Source organism: Priestia sp. 40 (assembly GCF_049368575.1).
Lineage (GTDB): Bacteria > Bacillota > Bacilli > Bacillales > Bacillaceae_H > Priestia > Priestia zanthoxyli.
In genome coordinates this window covers 1-23,403 of the sequence record NZ_JBMPZA010000026.1, presented here as the reverse complement: position 1 = coordinate 23,403, position 23,403 = coordinate 1, and the positions used below count along the sequence as shown (strand labels likewise).

Annotated in this window: 25 protein-coding genes and 1 other annotated feature; of the genes, 22 read left to right on the top strand and 3 right to left on the bottom strand. The window is 39.0% G+C overall.

The genetic code is table 11. The features are described from left to right. The first annotated feature begins 70 nt into the window (after positions 1-70). The 6 genes from ACO1DI_RS26285 to ACO1DI_RS26260 all read left to right on the top strand — a co-directional run bounded on the left by ACO1DI_RS26285 (position 71) and on the right by ACO1DI_RS26260 (position 4,138). Positions 71-685: an AmiS/UreI family transporter gene (locus ACO1DI_RS26285; RefSeq protein ID WP_226555365.1), complete on the top strand. Its 615-nt coding sequence runs from the start codon at positions 71-73 to the stop codon at positions 683-685. A 42-nt stretch (positions 686-727) separates the two neighbouring features. After that, positions 728-972 (top strand) — a binding site (T-box leader). 67 nt (positions 973-1,039) lie between these two features. Further along, a complete protein-coding gene (locus tag ACO1DI_RS26280) occupies positions 1,040-2,269 on the top strand; it encodes an MFS transporter (RefSeq protein ID WP_423145753.1) in 1,230 nt (409 codons plus the stop codon). A gap of 84 nt (positions 2,270-2,353) precedes the next feature. Next, on the top strand, positions 2,354-2,770 hold the full coding sequence (locus ACO1DI_RS26275) for a DUF4275 family protein (protein WP_423145793.1): 417 nt from the start codon (positions 2,354-2,356) through the stop codon (positions 2,768-2,770). A 274-nt stretch (positions 2,771-3,044) separates the two neighbouring features. Beyond that, positions 3,045-3,392: a DUF805 domain-containing protein gene (locus tag ACO1DI_RS26270; RefSeq protein ID WP_182421451.1), complete on the top strand. Its 348-nt coding sequence runs from the start codon at positions 3,045-3,047 to the stop codon at positions 3,390-3,392. A gap of 51 nt (positions 3,393-3,443) precedes the next feature. Next, complete coding sequence (locus ACO1DI_RS26265) at positions 3,444-3,800, top strand: DUF805 domain-containing protein (protein ID WP_098999499.1); 357 nt, start codon at positions 3,444-3,446, stop codon at positions 3,798-3,800. 200 nt (positions 3,801-4,000) lie between these two features. Further along, entirely contained in the window at positions 4,001-4,138 is a 138-nt protein-coding gene (locus tag ACO1DI_RS26260) for a hypothetical protein (RefSeq protein ID WP_226555369.1), read from the top strand. 33 nt (positions 4,139-4,171) lie between these two features. On the opposite strand, the gene ACO1DI_RS26255 is transcribed toward ACO1DI_RS26260, so the two are convergent. After that, complete coding sequence (locus tag ACO1DI_RS26255; protein WP_226555371.1) at positions 4,172-5,248, bottom strand: LLM class flavin-dependent oxidoreductase; 1,077 nt, start codon at positions 5,246-5,248, stop codon at positions 4,172-4,174. 319 nt (positions 5,249-5,567) lie between these two features. On the opposite strand from ACO1DI_RS26255, the gene ACO1DI_RS26250 reads away from it, so the two are divergent. From ACO1DI_RS26250 to ACO1DI_RS26225, 6 genes are all read left to right on the top strand, one after another. Continuing rightward, complete coding sequence (locus tag ACO1DI_RS26250) at positions 5,568-6,380, top strand: amino acid ABC transporter substrate-binding protein (RefSeq protein ID WP_182421449.1); 813 nt, start codon at positions 5,568-5,570, stop codon at positions 6,378-6,380. A 152-nt stretch (positions 6,381-6,532) separates the two neighbouring features. Further along, positions 6,533-7,342, top strand: coding sequence for an HNH endonuclease (locus ACO1DI_RS26245; RefSeq protein WP_226555373.1), 810 nt, complete (start codon positions 6,533-6,535; stop codon positions 7,340-7,342). Between the two features lie 180 nt (positions 7,343-7,522). After that, positions 7,523-8,434, top strand: a complete 912-nt coding sequence (locus ACO1DI_RS26240; protein WP_226555375.1) for an NAD(P)/FAD-dependent oxidoreductase — start codon at positions 7,523-7,525, stop codon at positions 8,432-8,434. Between the two features lie 112 nt (positions 8,435-8,546). Further along, positions 8,547-8,825 carry a hypothetical protein gene (locus ACO1DI_RS26235; protein WP_140451478.1) on the top strand — a complete coding sequence of 93 codons (279 nt, stop codon included), beginning with the start codon at positions 8,547-8,549 and terminating at the stop codon, positions 8,823-8,825. Between the two features lie 256 nt (positions 8,826-9,081). Then, positions 9,082-10,083: a DUF3231 family protein gene (locus tag ACO1DI_RS26230; protein WP_014459675.1), complete on the top strand. Its 1,002-nt coding sequence runs from the start codon at positions 9,082-9,084 to the stop codon at positions 10,081-10,083. Positions 10,084-10,243: 160 nt separating this feature from the next. Further along, a complete protein-coding gene (locus ACO1DI_RS26225; RefSeq protein ID WP_098999501.1) occupies positions 10,244-10,591 on the top strand; it encodes a DUF805 domain-containing protein in 348 nt (115 codons plus the stop codon). A 32-nt stretch (positions 10,592-10,623) separates the two neighbouring features. On the opposite strand, the gene ACO1DI_RS26220 is transcribed toward ACO1DI_RS26225, so the two are convergent. Then, entirely contained in the window at positions 10,624-11,808 is a 1,185-nt protein-coding gene (locus tag ACO1DI_RS26220; protein ID WP_423145752.1) for an iron-containing alcohol dehydrogenase, read from the bottom strand. A 158-nt stretch (positions 11,809-11,966) separates the two neighbouring features. Here ACO1DI_RS26220 and ACO1DI_RS26215 point away from each other — a divergent pair, with 158 nt between their 5' ends. From ACO1DI_RS26215 to ACO1DI_RS26190, 6 genes are all read left to right on the top strand, one after another. Beyond that, on the top strand, positions 11,967-13,067 hold the full coding sequence (locus ACO1DI_RS26215) for a sugar diacid recognition domain-containing protein (RefSeq protein WP_423145751.1): 1,101 nt from the start codon (positions 11,967-11,969) through the stop codon (positions 13,065-13,067). 126 nt (positions 13,068-13,193) lie between these two features. Beyond that, positions 13,194-14,462 carry a GntP family permease gene (locus ACO1DI_RS26210; RefSeq protein ID WP_140451482.1) on the top strand — a complete coding sequence of 423 codons (1,269 nt, stop codon included), beginning with the start codon at positions 13,194-13,196 and terminating at the stop codon, positions 14,460-14,462. A gap of 20 nt (positions 14,463-14,482) precedes the next feature. Further along, positions 14,483-15,619, top strand: a complete 1,137-nt coding sequence (locus ACO1DI_RS26205; RefSeq protein WP_423145750.1) for a glycerate kinase — start codon at positions 14,483-14,485, stop codon at positions 15,617-15,619. 301 nt (positions 15,620-15,920) lie between these two features. After that, positions 15,921-16,838, top strand: a complete 918-nt coding sequence (locus ACO1DI_RS26200; protein ID WP_423145749.1) for an alpha/beta fold hydrolase — start codon at positions 15,921-15,923, stop codon at positions 16,836-16,838. A 170-nt stretch (positions 16,839-17,008) separates the two neighbouring features. Continuing rightward, positions 17,009-17,464: a GNAT family N-acetyltransferase gene (locus tag ACO1DI_RS26195; RefSeq protein ID WP_208733372.1), complete on the top strand. Its 456-nt coding sequence runs from the start codon at positions 17,009-17,011 to the stop codon at positions 17,462-17,464. A 76-nt stretch (positions 17,465-17,540) separates the two neighbouring features. Further along, positions 17,541-17,756: a DUF3951 domain-containing protein gene (locus ACO1DI_RS26190; RefSeq protein ID WP_208733373.1), complete on the top strand. Its 216-nt coding sequence runs from the start codon at positions 17,541-17,543 to the stop codon at positions 17,754-17,756. A 9-nt stretch (positions 17,757-17,765) separates the two neighbouring features. Here ACO1DI_RS26190 and ACO1DI_RS26185 read toward each other — a convergent pair whose 3' ends face one another. After that, positions 17,766-18,521, bottom strand: a complete 756-nt coding sequence (locus ACO1DI_RS26185) for a hypothetical protein (RefSeq protein WP_208733374.1) — start codon at positions 18,519-18,521, stop codon at positions 17,766-17,768. 333 nt (positions 18,522-18,854) lie between these two features. Here ACO1DI_RS26185 and ACO1DI_RS26180 point away from each other — a divergent pair, with 333 nt between their 5' ends. From ACO1DI_RS26180 to ACO1DI_RS26165, 4 genes are all read left to right on the top strand, one after another. Then, positions 18,855-19,886, top strand: a complete 1,032-nt coding sequence (locus ACO1DI_RS26180; protein WP_423145748.1) for a LacI family DNA-binding transcriptional regulator — start codon at positions 18,855-18,857, stop codon at positions 19,884-19,886. 314 nt (positions 19,887-20,200) lie between these two features. Continuing rightward, on the top strand, positions 20,201-21,460 hold the full coding sequence (locus tag ACO1DI_RS26175) for an ABC transporter substrate-binding protein (protein ID WP_014459691.1): 1,260 nt from the start codon (positions 20,201-20,203) through the stop codon (positions 21,458-21,460). Between the two features lie 89 nt (positions 21,461-21,549). Further along, on the top strand, positions 21,550-22,482 hold the full coding sequence (locus ACO1DI_RS26170; RefSeq protein WP_014459692.1) for a carbohydrate ABC transporter permease: 933 nt from the start codon (positions 21,550-21,552) through the stop codon (positions 22,480-22,482). Further along, a complete protein-coding gene (locus tag ACO1DI_RS26165) occupies positions 22,482-23,312 on the top strand; it encodes a carbohydrate ABC transporter permease (RefSeq protein ID WP_028412981.1) in 831 nt (276 codons plus the stop codon). Before ACO1DI_RS26170 ends, ACO1DI_RS26165 begins: the two co-directional genes overlap by 1 nt. The last annotated feature ends 91 nt before the right edge of the window (positions 23,313-23,403 follow it).

Here is a 23,403-nt window from a genome sequence, read left to right as displayed (position 1 = left end):
CCGCACATCCTAAAGAAAAACATCGACACAGAGGAGGACAAGAAAAGCTGGGGGCTTTTCTTACTGAAAAATGGATCAAATTGGACTATTGCTGTCAGGTGCAGCTTTATTTTTAAACGGACTGATGCTGCTTGGAAAAGCAGATGAAAAAAACGTAGGCGTATTTAACTTATTTGTTGGAGCTTTTCAAGTTATTGCTCCGTTTTATTTAATTATTACGTCAGACCAAAGCAACTGGATTTTATATGAAAGAACGGCAATCTTTTTATTTGGCCTCACGTATTTATATGTAGGCGTGACGGTATTAAAAGGAATGCAGGGAACGGGGCTGGGCTATTATTCACTTTGGGTATCCATTATCGCTTTAGTGTACGTGACGGTTTCTCTTGTTCACTATCATGACGTAGTGAATGCCATTACATGGATTCTTTGGTCGTTTTTATGGTTTTTATTTTATGTGCTTAATACGAGCAAAAGAGATGTATCTGCATATGTAGGGAAAGTGGCGATTGTACAGTCTTGGGTGACCTTAACAATCCCAGCGCTGTTTTCGCTAACGGGCGTATGGGGAAATAAAGATATGTACAATATGTGGGGAATTGTGTTGGTAGCTTCCATCATTTATTTTGTATACGTAGGATATCGACTATTCTTTTCTCAGCCGAAAAAAATGATTTTGAAATAAAGTATTTACAAAAAATAGATAATAATGGTAAGATGTTAGAAATTAAATGCCGTGAAGAGAAAAGTAGACAGCGCGTATTCTTAGCAGAGAGCTCCGGAAGCTGAAAAGGAGCAAGAAAAACGCTGTTGAAACAAGCCTCTGAGCAGCGCATTGGATCTAACGTGATAGTGCGACGGCTGCTTCCGTTACAAAGCTAGAGTATAAGCGAAAGCCGTACTCGATAAGGTTTATATGGCGACATATGAACAAACTAGGGTGGCACCGCGATTTATAATCTCGCCCCTAAGACAGATGTCTTGGGGGTGGGATTTTTTTATTGGCAAAAATCAATAATGAAGCGGAGGCCTTTCTTTTATGAAAAATAAGCTGTTGTCTTGGAAATACCCGTGTTTATTGCTGTTTGGAATTGGCACTAGCAATATCGGCGACTGGATTTATTTAATTGCTTTAAATGTCATGATGCTTGATATGACGAATTCGCCGCTTGCGGTTTCAGGACTATACATGATAAAGCCGCTTGCTGCGCTCTGTACAAATATATGGTCTGGAAGCTTAATTGACCGCATGAACAAACGGAAGCTGATGATGTTTTTAGATTGGATGCGCGCCGGAATTATTGTTTGCCTTCCGTTTTTCTCATCCATCCTTATCATTTATGTGCTGGTATTTATCATCAGTATGGCAAGTTCGATGTTTCGTCCGACATCGATGGTCTATATCACAAAGCTTATTCCAATTGAAAAGCGAAAAAGATTTAATTCACTGCGCAGTTTGATTGACTCAGGAGGCTTTCTTCTTGGTCCGGCTGCAGCCGGTGCGTTATTTATGATTGGAACGCCTGCGTTTGCTATCTATGCCAATGCTGCAGCGCTCGTGGTGTCAGGAATGGTTACTTTATTAATGCCGAACTTAGATATAAAAACAGAAGCTAAAGAAAATAAACTCTCTGTAAACACAATTGGAGAAGATTGGAAAGCGGTGTTTCGTTTCAGTAGAGCTAACAGATATATTATGACCATTTATGTATTATTCAGTTTCTTAATGGTCATGGCCACGGCAATTGATTCACTTGAAGTTTCATTTGCAACAAAAGTCATTCATTTGTCCGAAAGTGAATACGGATTTTTATTAAGCGTAGCAGGCGCTGGCATTATGATTGGCGCAGTTATTAATACACTGTTTGCTAAGAAGCTGTCCACGAACTTTCTAATAGGTGCCGGCAGTGTAGGAGTATCGCTTGGCTATTTGCTGTATGCGTGTTCGTCTTCTTTTCAAACTATTGGAGCGGGATTTTTTAGCTTATCTTTTGCGTTAGCTTTTGCAAGTGCTGGTTTTCAAACCTTTTATCAAAACAGCATTCCCGTTGACATGATGGGGAGAGTAGGAAGTATCTATGGGCTGCTTGAGTCATTGCTAATTATTATTATGACCTTCCTATGCGGAATGGCTGCACACATTGTTTCAATTAAAGGAGCTGTAATTGGTGGAAGCCTGGTTATGCTTTTAAGTACGGTTGTACTGTTTTTGTGCACGTTAAAGCCGGCGTTTTATAAAATAAGTTTAGTCAAAAAACAAGGAATCTAACGCATAGGTACTAATGGACAAATAAGCTAAGAAGCCGATAAAAAGAAATGAATACAGAATAAAGGATGAGAAAGCATAGTGAAAATGAAAGATGCGTTAAAGAAAAAAGGAATGTTTGTTAAAAAATTACCGAATCAAGGTGAGCTCTTCCGAAAGCAGTGGGAACATGAATTTGCAAGTGCTTTAAGCGCATCGCAAAAAAAGAAAATTTATATGGATCAGTTTCTGTGGCATGCGTTTAGCTATGAAAAGCTTCCTTGCTTGCAAGGAGAACAAGCGATCCAGACGTTTGAGCACCAAGTTAAGAACGACTGTTATTTGTTATTTGAGCATGATGAACGAGTGCTGCAGCTATCTAAATGTAAGAATTTATCAACCACTGATTTGAGTGGAGATACAAATATGTATTTAGAAGATTTATATGTGGTGGATAAAGATTTTACGTGGACTTATGTGATCACGCATGAAAGTTCATGTGGACCTTACTTTTACCGAACATAAGTAAAGATAGCGTCTGCCGTGTTTATTGACACGGCAGTTTTTTTTGTTATAAAAGAACATTTTATTAATTAAAAGTAATTATAGGTATAAAATGGTTTTTATTTTGGGTTTTTTGGGTATTTATTACTAACTATTATCCATCTCTCTCCTATATCTATATTACTATTTGGGGTTTTTTCAAAAAATAGGATATGAAAATAATTTTTTGTATGCTAAGGTAATTACTGCTAGTAAGCTTGTCTTACAAAATTCGGTTTAAAAAGGAGGTTTTTGTATGAAATGGTATTTACATGTGCTAAAAAATTATGCAACGTTTCAAGGAAGAGCAACGCGTAAAGAGTATTGGATGTTTGTCTTATTTAACTTTATTATATGGTGTGTGCTTTCAGCTATTGAACTTATAACAGATATGCCTCCGTTTTTGCGTATAGTTTATCTTGTTGCAGTCTTCATTCCATCTCTTGCTGTGACGGCGCGCCGACTGCATGACATAGGAAGAAGCGGTTGGTGGCAGCTCATTACTATTATTCCGATTGCCGGAGCTATTTGTCTATTAATTCTTCTTTGTCTAAGAAGTGAGTCGCAGTTAAACCGTTTTGATGTACCTAATAAAGTTGCGTAGGACTTAAACGGTTAGGTAGTTTAATTTAATAAACAAAGAGAGGGTTTAAAAATGTACTGGTATATAAAAGCGTTAAAAAATTATGCGACGTTTCAAGGAAGAGCAACGCGTACGGAGTATTGGCTGTTTACATTATTTGCTTATATCTTTATGATCATTCCATATATCTTGGTTTTTATCGATTCACTTGCAGTATTTGGAGTTATTTTAGTATTACTTTACGGAGCAGCAATGATTCTGCCTTCACTTGCAGTTACTGTTCGCCGACTGCATGATACAGGAAGAAGCGGCTGGTGGTATTTAATTAACTTCGTTCCAGTTATCGGAGGCATTTGGCTGCTCATCTTACTTTGTCAAAGAAGCGAAGTAACGGCCAATATTTACGATACAGACACGCAGGCTTCTTAACCAGAGTAGTTTATTAGCTTAAAAAGTTAGTAAACTAAACGTGCGAATTGTTTCTAATTAAAAAGAAGTTGGGACAAAAGTAATTTAGTTGAAGGGAAATCCGAACTAATTGAGATTCTTGATAGAGAATCCAATTAGTTCGGATTTTTTCATAGTGTGATGGTGAACGTAAATTTTATGTATGTAGATTCTTCTAGCAGTTGATTGGAGGGCAAGGCGAAGACTCCTGCGGGAAAAGCGGGAGAGATGAGACCCCGCAGGAGCACAAGCGACGAGGAGGCTCAGCGCCCGCCCCCGGAAAGCGAAGCCTTGCACGGAAATCAACGGCGGTGTCATAAGCGGTTCAGCTCATGTATCTGATTTGTTCGTCTTTAGATTGGACTGATTTCATTATGTCTCAATCTCTTTTTTTCATTTTCCCATACGCTGCTGGGAATTTCTTTTCGAAGAACAGGTGCAATATCACTTGCAAAGCGCTCTAGCTGTTCGCGCTGTTCTGCTTCGCTTAGACCGTCTACGCTGATGCTCAGCACTTCGTTTCCATAAGCACGGTGATAGTCTATTATTTTTTCAATGATTTGCTCTGGGCTTCCTACTAAAGCAGGACCGTGTTGAACGATATCTTCTAGTGACGTGAACGGCGATTGATTATGTTTCGCTGCCTCTGTATTGCTAAACGCTTTATAGTACGGGCGATAGCGGCGAATCGCTTCTTCCGTTGTATTAGAAATATATAGGCTGCTTGCCCCTGAACCGACGATGGCTTTGCGTGGGTCATGGCCATAATAAGCAAAACGTTCGCGGTAATGGTCAATCAGCGCTTTATATTTAGCCTGAGGGTGAAAAGAATTAGATGAAAATAGAGGCTCTCCGTATTTAGCCGCAAGTTCTGTAGACAGCGGGCTTGACGCGCTTCCATGCCAAACGGGAATAGAAGGCTGAAACGGCCGAGGCTGAGTCGTAACGTTAGTTAAAGGCGGACGATAACGGCCGCTCCACGTGACATTTTCTTCTGTCCAAAGCTGTTTCAAAAGAGCATATCTTTCAGCAAGAGATTCCCATTGTTCTTCTTCCGTAATGCCAAAAAGCGGATAATGACGCGGATCATTGCCTTTTCCGATAATCAGTTCAAGGCGTCCACCCGATATGTGATCAAGCGTTGCATAATCTTCAGCTACTCGTACAGGATCTAAAATGCTTAGAACGGTAACGGTAGTAAGAAGACGAATATGAGACGTTTTAGCAGCGATTGCACTTAAAACAACGGGAGGAGAAGAAGACAAAAAAGGAGCTCCGTGTCTTTCGCCGACTCCGTAAGCATCAAAACCTAATTTTTCTGCCAGCACTGCTTGATTTAACACATGCTGAAATTTTTTTTGAGCAGTTAATGTTTCTCCAGTAACCGGGTTCGGGATATTTTGAATAAGACTAAATAAAGCAAATTTCATACGTTTTACCTCCAAAAGATAAAATGCTGGACGACAATAAAAAAAGCAAACGTACACGCATTGCCGTGTCCATTTGCCTCCAGTTGACTGGTAGATATGCAGTTTCATTGTTTTGTTAGTTGTATCTTAAGCGGTAGACACCAAGCTGTCAAGATAATCTTTTTTTAAAACCTACTTGATTTATCGGTTAACTAGTATTATGATGTGAATAATCTTACACGAAGTAAGCCCACTGGTTAACCAGAGGCTCTTGATGAAGCAGATGCTTTATCAAGAGCCTTTTTTTATTACATAATATAGGGATTCGGGGGAGGAACGTATGAAAAAATATTGGCTGTTTTTACTTTCAATTGTAGTAGCTGTGAGCGTGGCAGGGTGCGGAACAAACGTATCTTCAAGTGCAGGAGAAAAGAAAGAAAAAGATGTTCAAACGATTGTTGTTGGAACAGGCACTCAGTTTCCTAACATTTGCTTTATTGATGATAAAGGCAAACTGACCGGCTATGATGTAGAAGTAGTAAGAGCGATCGACAAAGAGTTAAAGGATTATAAATTTGAATTTAAAACGATGGAATTTTCAAATCTGCTTCTTAGCTTAGAAAGTAATAAAATTGATATGATTGCTCATAACATGGCTCAGAACGCTGAGCGAAAGAAAAAGTTTTTATTTAATGATGAAACATATAATTATTCTCCGCTTTATGTAACAGTTCCTAAAACTCGAAATGATATTCATTCATTAAAAGATTTAGAAGGGAAAAAAATGATTGTAGGAGCTACAAGCAATGCGGCTGTCTATCTAGACAAATATAATAAAAAACACGGCAATAAAATCGATGTAGTTTACGCCGGTCAAGGTGCGGATGATGCTACCACTCAATTAAAAACAGGCCGAGCAGATGCTACGCTTGCGACGCCATTTTCCATCGATTTTAGCAATCAAGCGCTAAAATTTCAGCAAAAAACGGTTGGAGATATTGTGATTAATTCAAAAGTGTATTTTATGTTTAACAAAAAAGACGAAAAGTTAAAGTCGGAAGTTGACCAAGCGATTAAAAAGCTGAAAAAAGACGGGACGTTAAAAAAACTCAGTACAAAATGGCTAGGAGAAGACTACACGGTGCAAAATTGACTATAGCAAAAAAAGCAGCTGTCCATACAGCTGCTTTTTTTGCATGATATAAATCCAATAGATAGAAGAAACGATCTGCAAAGAAAACAAAAATTAGTGTATAGTAGAGCTATAAGTACTATAAAAGCAGGACCGCAGTAGGAGGCCATTCATTGATTACGGATTTACAGCGCGGAGATTTCTTTCAAAAAGGACATCGTTATCGCAGAAAACAAATTCATAAGCTTTATAAAGGACAGGAACAAAGCGAAATATCAACGCCAAAAGCGCATCCATATATTTTTATTTTCACAAAAGAAAGCGGAAGTGAATACGGTACAGGACACGGATGGAATAGAGATAAAACCGCTTTTTTCTATACGGGGGAAGGTCAAAGAGGATCGATGCAGCTCATTAAAGGCAATAAAGCGCTTCGTGAACATTTTTTATCAGGAAAAGCCGTTTATTTATTTCACTACGCGGAGCCGGGAGTGGTCGAGTTTGTTGATGAAGTGACGTATATCAATCATCAACTAGAAATTATGTGGGATTCAGACGGAGAGCTTCGTGAAGCGATTATTTTTGAACTTGAACGAAATCCCGTGATTGAGGAAAAAGCAGCAAAGCTGGATGTTTCACTTTATTCAACTGAACAGCTTCGTTATATGGCGTTAGGGAAAGAAAAAAAGACAAGTGTTTATGAGCAAACGGCAGCTCTTAAACAATATGTTCACAAACGCGCAGCGGGTATTTGTGAAGCCTGCGGAGAAAGCGCGCCGTTTATCGCAAAAGATGGAAGCTCCTTTTTGCAAATGTACTATCTTTCAAAGCTTTCAGAGAGCGGACTGGCTAAGCCAATGGACGCTGCAGCACTATGTCCCAACTGTCATAGCCGTCTACGCTACGGGAAAGATAGTGAAGTATATAAAGAAGATTTGATTACTAAAATTAATGAAAAAGAAGCAGGAAAGAAAAATGAGTAATAGCGTCTTTTTTATTTTATAAAAAACCGTCTCGAGGCAGGGTAGCTGCCGAGGCGGTTTTTTGTATGTAGAATGACTTCGAAAAATAAAGACAATAAAGCGTATAAAAACAATAGAAAAACAGATAATGAAAAACTAAAGCTTTCGTTTAGAAAATAATAAAAGCTGAGGTGATGTGTTGTGGCAGACAAGTATGATTGCGTCATTGTTGGCGGAGGAATTGCAGGACTTCAAGCCGCTATTCAGCTTGGAAGATATAAGCGCAACGTGTTAGTTATTGATTCAAACGATGGACGTTCCAATCTTTGCAAAAATTATCAAAATATATTGGGATGGCCTGAGGGACTAAGCGGGCAAACTCTAAGAGAAACGGGAAGGCAGCAAGCAAAAAGCTACGGCATTCAATTTACAGAAGATCGTGTCATACAGTGTCAAAAAGAAATAGCTGGGTTTAACGTCATCACAAAATCTGCTAACTACGAAGCAGCTACTTTATTGTTTGCGACCGGAGTCGTAGACCGGATTCCTTCTGAACTTCAGCAAGAGCTACATTACTGTATGGGAAAAACGGTATATGTATGTCCCGACTGCGATGGGTACGAAGTAAATAATAGAAGGGTATTAGTACTAGGGTCGGGAAAAGCAGGAGCCAGTTTATCCCTTACGTTAACATATTGGACAAATGAAATTACGTACATTAATCATGACAAAAAAGAGATCGGATCTTTAGCAGATACTTTGATGCAAAAGGGGATTACCTATAAACAAGAGGCAATAAAAAAAGTCATAACTGAAGCAGAAATGTTAAAAGGAGTCATCCTCGAAAATAATGAATTTATTTATGGAGAAAGAGGTTTTTTAGCGTTCGGAGGAAATAAAGTTCGAACAGAATTAGCGCATGAGCTCGGAGTAGAACTTTTAGAAAATCAGCATATTATCGTAAATCCGCGTACAAAAGAAACCAATGTTTCAAACGTGTGGGCAGCAGGAGATATTGTGGCTCACTCTGAACAAGTTACAGTAGCGATGGGAGAAGGTTTACAAGCAGCTATCTGGATACACAAACGTCTGTTAGAACTATATGAAAAATAATTATTTTTATAAAAAAAGTAAGATTGCATGTTTTGTTTCCTTTCTGTTAGGGAACTGGAAATAAAAGAGAGATAAAACATGATTAAAAATGAGGAGAAGGAGTGGCAAAAAAGTGGTATACAGTCAAGCAGTAAGAAAACCTGAGTTTCAACAAGCAGAATCGGAAGGGTTAAATGAAGCCATTCACGAGTACATAACTCGTCGTACACGTCACAATGCACCGGTTGTGGATGCGCTTCGATATATTATGACCATTGAACATAAACATGAACGTATGCAGATAGCGGCAGAGCTGTTCGGATCAGCTATTCAGCGTGTAAAAGATCAAGATATTATTCAATATCTAAAAAAGTGCGGAAGCTACAGAAGAATTTCTGATACGACAGAATAAAACCGTTTTCTTTGAAAAAGCGCCTTTAATGGAAAGGGGCTTTTTTTGTTTCCTGCATTTAAAAGCGAAGGCAAATACATAGAATTCTTCCAGTTTGTGCATAGTAAATGAAGCAGAATTAATTGAGGAAGAGACAGAGTTTTGTATCTGACTACGTGAATGAACATTAAAGTAGAATACAATCTTCATTTGTACAGATACCCACTCTTGAATAAATAAAGCTATACGTATGTAGCCCTAGCAGGAGGTTTAGTATATGAGTCAAGAAATACCGTTAAGTTCAAGTGAAATTGCTACTCTTTGGATGACCTATCAGCAAAAGACAATGATTCAAAGAATTTTAGAATATTTTATTGCCCAGGCAGAAGATGACAAGGCGAAAGAAATTATGCAAGATACGTATACCCAAGTGGTGAACTACATTGAAGATATTAAAATAATTTTAAAGAATGAAGGGGCTGCCATACCGGTTGGATATACAGAAAAAGACGTAAATGTTGGCGTTTCTAAGCTCTATGATAAAATGTTTGATATTATGTTTCTTCGCCTTTTAAAAGAAATTAGTATGGGATTACATACGCTGCATTTAACGATGTCCTACAGAAAAGACATCATTCGTTTTTATAAAGAGCTTACCGCTTTCACGCAAGATGTGTACGACAAATGTGTAGATTATCTTCAGGAAAAAAACGTGCTTCCAAGACCTCCAGCTGTTTCAGTACCTAAAACAGCGAAGTTTGCTGAAGGCACAGATTACATGAACGGAATCCATTTATTTTCGAGTAAACGTACATTAAATACTGTAGAGGTAGCACATATTTATTACGCTATCGAAAGCAACGTTCTTGGCATGCAAATGATTACAGGGTTCGCTCAAGTAGCAAGTGAGCCTGAAGTAAAAAAGTATTTTATAAAAGGAAAAGAGCTGGCTAAAAAAGTTGTAAGTAATTATAGCAAGATTCTTTTGGAGAGCGATATTCAGACGCCTGCTACTTGGGGAGCGAAAGCGACAGAATCAAAAGTAGCACCTTTTTCAGATAAACTGATGATGTACTGCGTGAGTTTATTCTGCAGTTTCGGGCTGGGGAGCAACGCTTTAGGCACTGCGTTTAGTTTGCGTGGAGATCTTCCCCTTACTCTTGTCAGTACGGCCAAAGACATTTTAACATACGGGCAAGACGGGGGAAAAATCATGGCCAAAAACGGATGGCTTGAGGAACCGCCAAGTATGGAAGACCGAAATGATTTGATTAAATAGAAAGATCATAATACATCAAGAAAACTTCTTTTTTTAAAAGAAGTTTTTTCTTTTGGATAAAAATGTCGTTATTTGTTCATTTAACGGTTTGTTTTTTGAATAAAAAGGATATATAAACTATAAATTTACAATTATATGATAAAAAAGGAGGATTTTGCAGATGAAATGGTACATAAAGGTGTTAAAAAATTACGGGGTATTTTCTGGTCGAGCAAGCCGAACTGAATACTGGATGTTTGTGTTAGTTAACTTTGTTATTTCGTGTATTCTTTCGTTCCTTCAGTTCGTTATTGATAAGCCTCTTTTTCTGCCGGTTATCTATTCGTTATTGGTTGCAGTCCCATCGTTAGCGGTAGGAGCAAGAAGACTCCACGATACGGGAAAAAGCGGATGGTGGCAGCTTATTACATTGGTTCCACTTATCGGCGGTATTTGGCTAATTGTGTTATTCTGCCAGCCTAGCGATCCAAAAGAAAATCGTTTTGGTACAACGGCCAAAGCAGCATAAATAGAACTCCCCCTTATATAAGGGGGAGTTTTTTAGTGCACAGGTTCCACTATAGCTCCATCATAAGCCGATTGGTAAATGGCTCGTATGTCTTTTTCATGAAGAGGTAAAGGACTGCGAGCAAGAATTCGTTTTTGCTGGACGCCATCTTCTGTCAGCCTTTGAAGGGCACTTTCTGGAATATCAAATCCGCGAAGGGTTTGAGGAATGCCGACGTCTTTAACAAGTGACTGCAGGTGTTTTACACACTGATAAGAAGCTTTCTCTTCTGATAAAGAAGTAGCGTTTCCGCCTAGTGCTTCAAAAATATCCCGCATCTTTGTCACGCAGCTGCTGCGGATATAGCCCATAACGTATGGAAGCAGTACGGCGTTTGATTCACCGTGAGAAATATGAAACTGACCGCCTAATGGATAAGCAAGCGCATGAACACCAGCAACACCGGCGTTAAAAAAAGCAAGACCTGCTAAATAGCTTCCGTAGCTCATCTGAGTTCGCGCTTCTTTATCTTCGCCATCTTCTACAGCTGTTCTTAAAGAAGAGCTGATCATGCGTATAGCCTTTAGGGCTAAGGCGTCCGTTACTGGATTTGCATTTACCGATACATAAGCTTCAACGGCATGAGTTAATGCATCAATCCCTGTAGCCGCCGTTACTTTAGAAGGAACGCTCAGCGTAAGCTCGGGATCTACAATGGCGGCGTCCGCAAGTAAATGGTTGTGGGTCACGACGTCTTTGCTGCTTTCAAGAGATAATACAGAAATATTCGTTACTTCTGAGCCTGTGCCGGAGGTCGTAGGAATTAAAATTTTTGGAAGCCCTTTTTCCGTAATTTGTTTTGTGCCAGTTAAGTTCAAGTATTCTTCTACAGCTCCGTCATGAACGGCTAAAACGGCAGTAAGCTTTGCTAAATCTAATGCGCTGCCGCCGCCAACTCCAATGACTAAATCAAATTTTCGGCTTTTTGCGTAAGATACGAGTTTTTCACCAAGCGCTAAAGGCGGCTCTGGTGCCGTATCTGCGTATACATCTACTTCGTATCCATTTTGGATAAGAGGAGCACTCACTTTATCGACAAGTCCAATGTCTTTTAACACGGGATCTGTGACGATTAAAATATGAGCAGGGCCATATTTTTTTACTTCCGGAAGCAGTTGCTGAAGTGATCCCCATCCTGTGTAGCTGAGAGGGGTGAAAACTAGTTTTGAAATGGTCATTTTTTCGTCCTCCTGTAGATACTGTTTTGGTGGCGGTTTCAAAGATGTGGTTTTGCTTCTACGTATATTATAATGAAGTATCGTAAATTTTTCATTGAATGCAAATTAGCTGTCACGAAAAAAATGAGCTTTACTTCATAGAGGCAAAGGATGGGGAAATGTTGAGATACGTAACAAAAGAATTAGCTCAGAAAATTGTCGGTAGAACAATGGAGATTATTGATTGCAACATTAACGTGATGAATGAAAAAGGAGTCATTATTGGGTCTGGTGACAAAAATCGAATGGATCAAATCCACGAAGGAGCGTTGATGGTATTAAAAAACGGCAGTTCCTACGAAATTACTCAGCAGCAGGCTGACACGCTGCGTGGAGCCAAACCGGGCGTGAATTTGCCTATTTTCTTTAATGGAGAAATTGTTGGGGTTGTAGGATTAACAGGACTGCCAGATCAGATTCGTAATTACGGAAAGCTCGTGCGCATGGCGGCTGAAATGATTTTTCAAGAAATGATTTTAATAGAGGAAATTCAGTGGGATGAACGATTAAAAGAAGAGCTGGTTCATCAGCTTCTTCAACAAGAAGAGCCGCTTGATTCCTTATTTTTTGAACGAGCGAATCGGTTTAATATTAACTTATACCTTCCAAGAATGGCACTAATTATTAAAACTGAAAATCGCCATGAAGTTATGAAGGTTGTAAAGAAATACATAGCTAATAATGATTTATACGCTATGCTTCCAGACGGAGTAGTCATATTAAAATCTATAGGAGCGGGCAGCGCCAGTAGCTATGCTGAACAGCTGGAAAAGCAGCTTCGTGCGTCTGTTTGTCCTTATAAGTTATCTGCAGGATCTGTTCAAGCTGATTTTAAAGGCCTTCATACATCGTATCAGCAGGCAAAAGATACGCTTTCGGTTGGTTCAAAGCTTCATCAAGAAGCTGATTTCTACTGCTATTCGGATTATCAAATTCCAGTACTGTTACGTCAACGCGCCGGTTTTCAAGAAAATCATGATTTGTTGCAATACTATGAAAAGCTTAAGGAATATGATAAGAAAAAAGAGCTTATCGAAACGTTAACGATCTACATAGAAGAAAATGGCGAAGGAAGCACGGCAGCTAAAAAGCTTTTTATTCATCGAAATACGCTAAGCTACCGTTTAGATAAAATTCAAGATATCACGGGAAAAGATCCAAGGAAAGTAAAAGACCTTCTCGAACTGTATGTAGCGCTACTGCTATCTAAAATTTCATAATTGTGCACGTGCATAAAAGATCTTGTGATAGCAAGGTCTTTTTTTGTTGAAATGACTAATGAAAGAATTAAAGGTAGCGCTTACAATTAGCATTGGGGATAGAGGAAACAAGAAAGGGGATGCTTTATGGACGTTCAAGTAAGCGCATTAGGCGCGATTTGTGCATTAGTGATTGCCATTATATTAATTTTAAAGAAAGTGGCTCCAGCATACGGAATGATAGCCGGAGCTTTAATTGGAGGACTGATTGGCGGAGTTAATATTGCTGATACCGTTACTTTAATGATTGAAGGAGCGCAAGGCATCATTCCGGCAGTGCTACGAATTCTTGCAGCTGGAATATTAGCCGGCGTATTAATAGAATCAGGTGCTGCAGCGGTTATAGCAGAAACCATTGTAAAAAAACTAGGTGAAACAAAAGCGCTTTTAGCTCTAGCGCTAGCCACACTCATTCTTACGACAGTAGGCGTGTTTGTTGATGTGGCTGTAATCACAGTGGCTCCTATTGCTTTAGCGATTGCTAAACGTACGGGTATGTCAAAGCCAGCTATTTTATTAGCAATGATTGGAGGGGGAAAGGCAGGGAATTTAATGTCTCCTAATCCTAACGCTATTGCTGCTTCAGATGCATTTAATATTCCGCTTACATCCGTGATGGCTGCAGGAATCATTCCCGCTGTATTTGGCGTAGCGGCCACTTATCTAGTAGCCAAACGATTAGTGAAAAAAGGAACAATGGTTCAAGCTGAAGAAATAGATACAGTGGATGCAAGCAGCTTACCGCTGTTTTTAACGGCTATCATAGCACCTATTGTTACCATCGTGCTACTGGCGCTGCGTCCGCTTTTTGATCTTAATGTTGATCCGATGGTTGCACTTCCTGCAGGAGGGATTGTTGGTGCCATTGTGATGAAAAAAGGAAAACAGCTTAATACATACGCTATTTCAGGTTTAGGGAAAATGTCAGGTGTAGCCATTATGCTGCTTGGAACAGGAACATTGGCAGGAATCATTGCTAACTCTCAGCTAAAAGATGTGATTATTCAAGGCTTGTCTGCCATTGGATTGCCAGCTTATGTTTTAGCTCCGGTTTCAGGTATTTTTATGTCAGCCGCAACCGCTTCGACAACGGCAGGAACAGCAGTCGCAAGCCAAGTTTTTGGCTCGACGATTTTAGAGCTAGGCGTTTCTGCTTTAGCCGGGGCTGCTATGGTTCATGCCGGAGCAACCGTACTTGATCACCTTCCGCACGGAAGCTTTTTCCACGCAACGGGCGGAAGTGTAAATATGAAAATAAAAGAACGTTTAAAATTAATCCCTTACGAATCGCTGATTGGACTCATTATGGCAATTGTATCCACGCTTATATTTGGTGTATTAAAGCTATACGGGTAAAAACAAAAAGGAGTGTTTCTATGAAAATTGTGATTGCACCTGATTCATTTAAAGAAAGCTTAACGGCTCTGCATGTTTGTGAAGCGGTTGAAAAAGGAATAAAAGCTCATTTTCCAGACGCTGAGATTAGTAAAGTACCTATGGCAGACGGTGGAGAAGGAACTGTTCAGTCGCTTGTAGACGCAACGGGTGGAGATATTATACAAGCGCGAGTAACCGGACCTTTAGGTAAAGAGGTTGAAGCTTTTTACGGAATTCTTGGAGACGGCAACACGGCTGTTATTGAAATGGCAGCCGCTTCAGGTCTTCATCATGTCCCTGTCGATAAACGAAACCCGCTTATCACAACAACGCGAGGAACGGGCGAGCTGATTCTTAAAGCGTTAGATCATAAAGTGAAGCATATCATTATTGGCATCGGAGGAAGTGCTACAAATGATGGAGGAGCCGGTATGGCAAAGGCTTTAGGGGCAAAGCTTATTGATGCTAACGGAGCAGAAATAAAAGAAGGAGGCGGCAGTTTAAACCAGTTAGCTGCTATTGATCTGACAAACCTGGATTCCCGGCTTGCTGAAGTCAAAGTAGAAGTTGCGTGCGACGTAGACAATCCGTTAACGGGTGAAACCGGAGCATCTGCGGTATTTGGCCCTCAAAAAGGTGCAACTCCGGATATGGTTAAACAGCTTGACCGTAATCTAGCTCATTACGCAGCAGTTATTGAAAAAGAAATGGATATTCATATTCAGAACGTTCCTGGTGCCGGAGCAGCAGGAGGGCTAGGAGGCGGGCTGCTGGCATTTTTATCTGCGGAGTTAAAGCCAGGTGTAGACATAGTCATTAAAGCAACTCAGCTAGAAAGCTATATTAAAGATGCTGATCTTGTCATTACCGGTGAAGGAAGAATAGATGGACAAACCATTTACGGAAAAACCCCCATTGGAGTAGCGAAAACAGCAAAAAAGCATAGAGTTCCCGTGATAGCGATAGCAGGGAGCATTGGAACGGGAAGCGAAGCTGTATATGAACATGGTATTTCTGCGTTATTCAGCGTCGTGCCCGGAGCGGTCGATCTGTCAGAAGCGCTGGAAAAAGCGAGTGAAAACATTGAAAGAACGGCTAAAAACGTAGCGTCAGTTATACGCTTAGGCATCAAGTGAAGAAGTTACAGTTTTTATTGTTCTCTTTTTAATAAATAGTAAAAGGTCTCTTTCATCAGAAGAGGCCTTTTTTTCGTTTAGTGCTGAAGTAAGCTGCTATCATTCTTTTAAATTTTATATAGGAAATAGAACTAAACATTTTCTAAAGCGTCATAGTAAGTAAGCAGTTACAAAGATTCGCTAGCATTCTCGTCGGCTTACTAACTGCTACTTACGGAAAGGAGAGGTAAACGTGCAAAAAAAGTTTAGGTTCTTGAGAATTCTACGAAACGTGATAGTAGCTATATTGGGGATATGCATCATGTGGATTGTAACGAATCAAGTAATGACGGCAGTGGAAAAGAAAAAGTACCCGCCTATTGGTCAATTAGTAGAGGTTAATGGCAGAGATATTCATGTATATACAAAAGGTAAAGGGGAAAATACAATTGTACTACTAACCGGCCTAGGAACGGCTGCGCCTGCACTTGATTTTGAACCGTTAGTAAATGAACTGTCGAAGGATAATAAAGTTGTGGTAGTAGAACCATTTGGATACGGATGGAGTGACACTACGAATAAAAAACGTACGGTAGAAAATAGTGTAAGCGAGATGAGAGAAGCTTTGCAAAAATCAAATATAAAGGGTCCGTATATATTAATGCCACACTCGGTTTCTGGCGTTTACAGCATGTATTACGCCAATAAATATCCAGATGAAGTAAAAGCAATTATTGGAATAGACCCTACGTTACCACAAGCGCCGGATTATTTTAAAGAAGAAGCGCCGAATATACCAAGTTTGATGAGTGTTTTAGCGCCAAGTGGAGTTGCTCGCTTAGCCCTGCTTACTAGTCCTAATCAGTATCTACCGCTAGCCGAAGAAGGAACGTATACAGCAAAAAATTTAAAAATGACAAAAGCAATCTCCAGCTGGAAAGGCTACAACAAAAACGTCATTGATGAAGCAAAAGAACTGAACAACAATATAAATAAAACTCTCGATATGTCGTTTCCTTCAAAAATGCCCGTAATGATTTTTACTAGAAAAATAGATAAAGAAGCAAAAGAAGGAAAATCGAATATCACGTTTTATCAAGATCAATTAAGTCACGTATTGTCGCAAAAACTAGTTGTTTTACAAGGTCATCACTATTTACACTGGACGAAGTACAGAGAAATGAGCAAATATGTGAATGATTTTATAGATACATCTATTAATTCAAGTACAAGGAAATAAAGTTGATTTAAGAAAAGGAGTCCGAACATTGGATCTCCTTTTTCTAGTACAGTGAAGAACGATAACTAATTTATTCGTTCTATGTATATAAATGTTATAATTAACCAATAACTGTAATTTTTTGTGTATAAGTGAATTTTAAGAAAGTTGATAGGAAAAGGAGTAACATGATGAAAAGTCAAGTTCGTTTACTAAGGGATAAAGAATTAGAAGAAGCAGCAATCATCTATACAAATGTTTTTAGTGGGTCACCGTGGAATGAGCCTTGGAGTATAAACACTGCTTATGCTCGTCTATACAATATCAGTAAAACTCCAGGTTACATAGGGATAGGTTTCTTTCATAGTGAAAATAATAAACTCATAGGATTTATAGTAGGAAATGAAGAACAGTGGGCGAACTATAAGACGTTTTATGTAAATGAAATTTGTGTGTTAAGCAAGACTCAGCAAACTGGCATAGGAACGAGTCTTTTATCTTTCCTTAACGAGTTACTTATAAAAAAAGAAGTGAAAGAAGTCTATGTGTCTACTGAAAGAGGCCAAGGCAAACCAGAACGTTTCTTTGAAAAGAACGGTTTTGTTACTCATGAATCTCGTATACTGATGACAGTAAATGTAGATTAAATATAAGTGAATGAATGTAGGGTATCCGCTTTGTTATTTTAAGAGGAAGGGTTCATAAAGCAGGAGGAAATAATCTATGATTTTTTCGCTACTAGTTTTAGCCGCTATTTTAATGGTGAGTATTCCGTTGATGATTATTATGATTAAAACGGTGTGGCATCGAAAGCTTCCCCGTAATTACTATACGCCGTTTGATTATCTTGCTGCACAAACAGAAGAAGAGTTTCATGAAGAGCAAAATGAACGAGAACTAGAAGAAAAAGAAGGAGATGTTGCAAACAGAAAGAGCTAAAGGTTGTTTTCAACTCCTTCTGTTTACAGCCCACCCCTCCACAATTTCCGTGAATTCATCTAGGTGTTCTTCAAATATCCGTTTTCGATGTCCATTTGCTCCGGATGGATGAGGAAAGCCAAATAAATACGTATGCCGAGAAAACGAAGGTTCACCCGAAAGCTTTCTTAAAACATTCTCAACGGCTTTTCCTAGTGGAACAATTAAACATGGATTCGTTATTTCGCTCAATTCATGCGTGAACACTTCAAAAGCATAGTGAGAAAGAAGCGCTGATCGTTCAATTGGCGGCTGATGGCCCGTATAGTTTTTTCCTTTATAAAACACGGGATATTTCAGTACAGAAGTTGTATGCAGTAAATCTCGCTGTGAAGCAAATAACTCAGCGGCACTGTCTATACCGATCGCTTTTTGAACGCCGCACCTGTCTAACATGTCTATTAAATTTACTCTCATCGTCCCGCTAAAGCTAGCGGCTTTTTTTGTTTCGTACAGTACTTGTTCAAGCGGATGATGATGGGACAGGCTGGAAACGCATTGTTTAAAAGCGGTTTTCATTTGAAACCAGCCTGGTGTGATGCCCGCAATGAAAATATGAGCGTCTGGATTTATGTAGTCGTTATGAGGTGAGTAATACATGCTTAATCCATTTTCTTGCCGAATTAAAAAATCTTTTTGCAACAGCTGTTCTTTCGTGAAATTCATATTATGCAATTGTTGAAGGGCAGGCAGACATTGTTGAAAATAAGAATGTTTGCTAATCATATGCGCTCTCTTTCCTTATCAGTATTTCTTCTTTTATTTTCCCCAACAAACCGTTTTATATCAAATATGAACAAATTCTTATAAAAATTAATATTTACTAAAAGTTTACTTAAGTTTTAGTGCGGTTTGATAAAAACAAGGCAGTGGTAGCGGCTTTTTTGTCACTTTAACGGCGAAACTAACAAAAGAAATGAAGAATTTTGGAGAATATTTTAATAAATTTACTGAAATTTTAAAATTATTTATTGAAAGCGTTTTATTAATGTGCTATTCTTCCAATATAAGAGATAAATATTTAGTAAAAATAGAAGATTATAATAGAGAGGTAAAAAGATGGCAACTTTAAAAGATATAGCGGCGTACGCTAATGTTTCCAGTTCAACCGTATCCAGAGTACTAAATAATGATCATACGCTTTCTGTATCTGAGGTTACCCGTGAGCGCATTCTTCATGCAGCCAAGGAGCTGCAATATACGCCTGTGAAGATACGAAAAGGAACGGCAAACGGAAAAGACATAGAAGCTCCAAGGATAGGCATTATTTTTGCTCAATCGCTTGAAGAAGAGTTAGTGGACCCTTTTTTCTCTTCTATTCGCCATGGAATAGAGAGTGAATGCGCAGAAAAAGAAATTTTTACAGTAAAGTCATTTAGACTAAAAGGCATGAAGCAAGAAGAGTTGCTGCAGGATCTTGATGGAGTAATTGTAGTGGGAAGAGTTAGTCCAGAAACGGTTCAAGAAGTGAGCAATCATTTAGATACTATTGTTTTTATCAATCACAAAGCGGATGAGGATTTGTACGATTCGGTCATGATTGATTTTGAGAAAGCTACTAAACATGCATTAAATCATTTATTTGACCTCGGTTATAAAAGAATTGGCTATATCGGAGGGACAGAAAGAGAACACTATATAAATGGAAGTTCTATTATTGAAGATCAGCGTCAAACAGTTTTTGAAAGCGTTATGCATGAAAAAGGCCTGCTTGATTCCGAGAAAGTTTATATAGGGGAGTACTCAATGACTGAAGGATATGAGCTGATGGGACAAGCGATTAAGCAAGGAAATCTTCCTGAGGCATTTTTTATCGCAAGTGATGCAATGGCGATAGGGTCGATGCGTGCCCTGCAGCAATCAACTATAAAGGTTCCTCAAGACGTAGCGATTGTAAGCTTTGATGATGTGGATGTCGCAGCATTTGCGAGCACGCCGCTCACCACGGTTAAAGTATATACCGAAGAAATGGGAAGGCAGGCTGTTAAAATGCTAGTAGATCGGCTAAGCGGCAGGTCTATTCCTTTAAAAGTCATGGTACCGACTAAATTAATTTACCGTGAAAGCTGCGGAGCTTTACTCAAGAAGTAGTAACCTAAAAGCTATAACTCGAAAGGGGGTGATAAAAAAGCAGAATTCATACATAAAGAGTGATAAGGGGGAAGGAAAATAGAAAAAATCATAAAAAAGGCAGGTTAAAAAGCTCTAGAAACTACATACTTATTGGCAGATAAGTATGTAAATGAAAAAGCTTTTTCATCTCTAGGACTCTTTGAACCTTTGTAAAAGTATAGGACTAAATTATAAGTGACTTTATTTCGTTGTGCAATGAATTTGTCTATGATTAAAATACTGAATATTCAGTTATTTATAACTTGATAGAGTATAAGGAGGAAAGAAGATAAATGAAAAAGCTTACGTATCTTTTCGTTCTATTACTAGTCTTTTCTGTTGTGGCAGCGGGCTGCGGAAATAAAGAAGCGTCAACAGGCGGAAATGGGAAAACAACGTTAACGCTTTTTTCTACGATGAGTAATAAAGGCGAGAGAAAAGCGCTTCAAAACGCGATTGCAGAATTTGAAAAGCAAAATCCAGATATTAAAATTGATGCAAATTTTCCGGGTAACGGCTATGAAGATATGCTTCGTGTGAAAATGGGTGCAAATGATATGCCGGATTTATTTGATACGCACGGCTGGTCTCAGCTTCGCTACGGGGAGTATGTAGCAGATTTAAAGGATATGGATTGGGTTCAGCATTTGGATCCAGCGCTAAATCAAATTTTAAAAGATAAAAGCGGCAAAGTGTATGCGTATCCTTTAAATCAAGCAAAAGACGGAATTAGCTATAATGCGACGTTATTAAAAAAGTACGGAATAAAGCCTCCTAACACAATGGATGAATTTATAACAGCGTTAGAAACAGTAAAGAAGAAAAGCAAAGGAGAAGTAGCTCCTTTATGGATTCCAGGAGGAGAAAATGGCAATATTGCTCAAGTGTTTGATCAGCTGGCTACACCTCAGCTTATTACAGCAAAAAATAAGAACTATGCTAAGCAGTTAGAAAAAGGAACATTTAATTGGTCAAACTACACGCCTCTAGCGGAAACAATGGCAGAAATGAAGAAAAAAGGGCTGCTGAATGAAGATGTATTAACCGCAAAAGTATCTCAAGCAACGGAATTAATGGCTCAAAATAAAATTGCTTTTACATTTGTGGGGGGATCTCTTGGGCCTGATGCAACTGAATTAAACCCTGAAGTAAAAGTAGGAACGGTACCGGTGCCTGCTATTCATAAAGGGGGCACGCAAAGCTGGATTGGCGGAGAGCGCTTTACCCTTGCTGCGTGGAAGGATTCTAAGCACCTTAAAGAAGCGAAAAAATTTATTGAATTTGTGTCACAGCCGGAAGTTGCCAAAAAGATTGCCGAAGGAACGTCTTCAGCATCGGCTCTGACAAACAATAAAACCCAAAACTACTACTCTGAATACTACGATAAGTATAGCGATATTAAAGTTGAGCCATACTTCGACCGGAAGTATTTACCGAGCGGCATGTGGGCGGTGATGTCTTCTACAGGTCAAGAATTGCTAGCGGGAAGTTTAACGCCAAAGCAATTATCAAAAGAGATGGAAAAAGAGTACAAGCGTCTCAGTAAACAATAAAATAGTGTGCAAAAGTTCCTTGTTCGCTAAGAAGCAGGGAGATAGGCTTCTGCTTCTTTTCAACACAAGCTGAAATAGGAGTGAACACGATGAATGAAATAGTCAGGAAAGAGCCGGTTTCTGTAGTAAGAGATACGGAAAAACGAAAGAAAAAATTAAAAACAGAGTCTTCTTTATGGTGGATGTACCTTCCCGGCTTAGTAATTATCACCGTTTTTATTATCTATCCTTTTATTAACGGAATTAGACTTTCCTTTACTAATTGGAATGGATTTTCACAAACATACGATTGGATTGGGCTCCAGCAGTATAAACGTTTGCTTGCAGATCCAACGACTTGGCTTGTGATAAAAAATACGCTGCTCTACGGAATAGGCAGTACAATTTTCCAAAACATTATTGGCTTGTTATATGCTTTGCTTCTCAATCAAAGCATTAAAATGAAAGCTGTAACAAGAACAATTGTCTACCTTCCGGTTATTATCAGCCCAATTATTATGGGGTATATTTGGTACTTCTTTTTTGCCTACCAAGGAGGCGCTTTAAATGACCTTCTTGTATTTTTAGGCTTTGAGAAGATTAATGCTTTGGGGACCCCGGAGCTTAACTCTTGGATTATTGTGTTCGTCAATACGTATCAATTCGTTGGAATTGCGATGATTATTTATTTAGCGGGGCTGCAAAGTATTTCAAAAGATTACTACGAGGCAGCGCAGCTTGACGGAGCATCTGCTCTTCAGCAGTTTAAAAACATCACGCTTCCACTGCTTATGCCTTCGATTACAATTAACGTCGTTTTAAATATTATCGGAGGTTTAAAACTGTTTGACGTCATTGTTGCGCTGACAGGAGGAGGGCCTGGAGATGCATCGCAGTCAATGTCTACTTTTATGTATGATTTATATTTTAGAAGACAGGACGCCGGCTATGCTGCAACTCAAGGTGTGTGCATGGCGCTCATTATCTTAGTCATTAGCTTATCAGCACTTGTGTACTTTAAGCGAAAGGAGACAGAAGCGTGATGGACTATACAAATAAACGGAAAAAACGATTTTTTACCTTTCTAGCGCTTTGTATAACGCTCGTTCATATTGTCCCTTTTTATATTCTAGTTACGACTTCTTTAAAGGCAACCGGGGATTTTAGTTCAAAATGGGTATTTCCAAAAAGCATACACCTTGAAAATTTCACAGCGGCTTGGGAGCAAGCGAACTTAGGAAATTCTTTTGTTAATACATTTATCATTACATTCGTTTCGGCGATTCTGCTTATTTTTTTAGGATCAATGGCTGCGTATCCTTTAGCGCGACGCCAAACGAAACTAAATAAGTACGTCTATTTTATCTTTATCGCCGTGATGGTAATACCGCCTTTAACAGCACTAGTTCCGCTGTACAAAATGGTTGTGAATATGGGGATGATGAACACGTATCAAATTGCTATTTTAAATAATGTCGCAGCATTTTTGCCGCTAACGATCTTTTTATATGCGAGCTTCATTCGCTCCACTATTTCTAAAGAGCTCGAGGAAGCAGCAAGAATCGACGGGGCCGGCACGTTAACGATTTTCTTTAAAATCGTATTTCCGCTGCTAAAGCCTGTCACTGCGTCTATTTTAATTATTGCAAGCGTCTATATTTGGAACGACTATCAGTTTGCAATTTTCTTCCTTCAAGATAAGGAAATGCATACATTAACCGTTACGTTAGCGAGCTTTTTTGCCGAAAATCAAAATAATCTTAGCTTAGTAGGAGCAGCTGCGATCATTGCGATGCTTCCAATGACCATTTTATTTTTAGTTCTACAAAAATACTTTATTGCAGGGCTTTCATCAGGATCTGTAAAAGGATAAAACCAATACGAGGAAGGAAGATGACGATGTCTAAAATCACATTTATTGGAGCGGGAAGTACAGTTTTTGCAAAAAATATTTTAGGAGACTG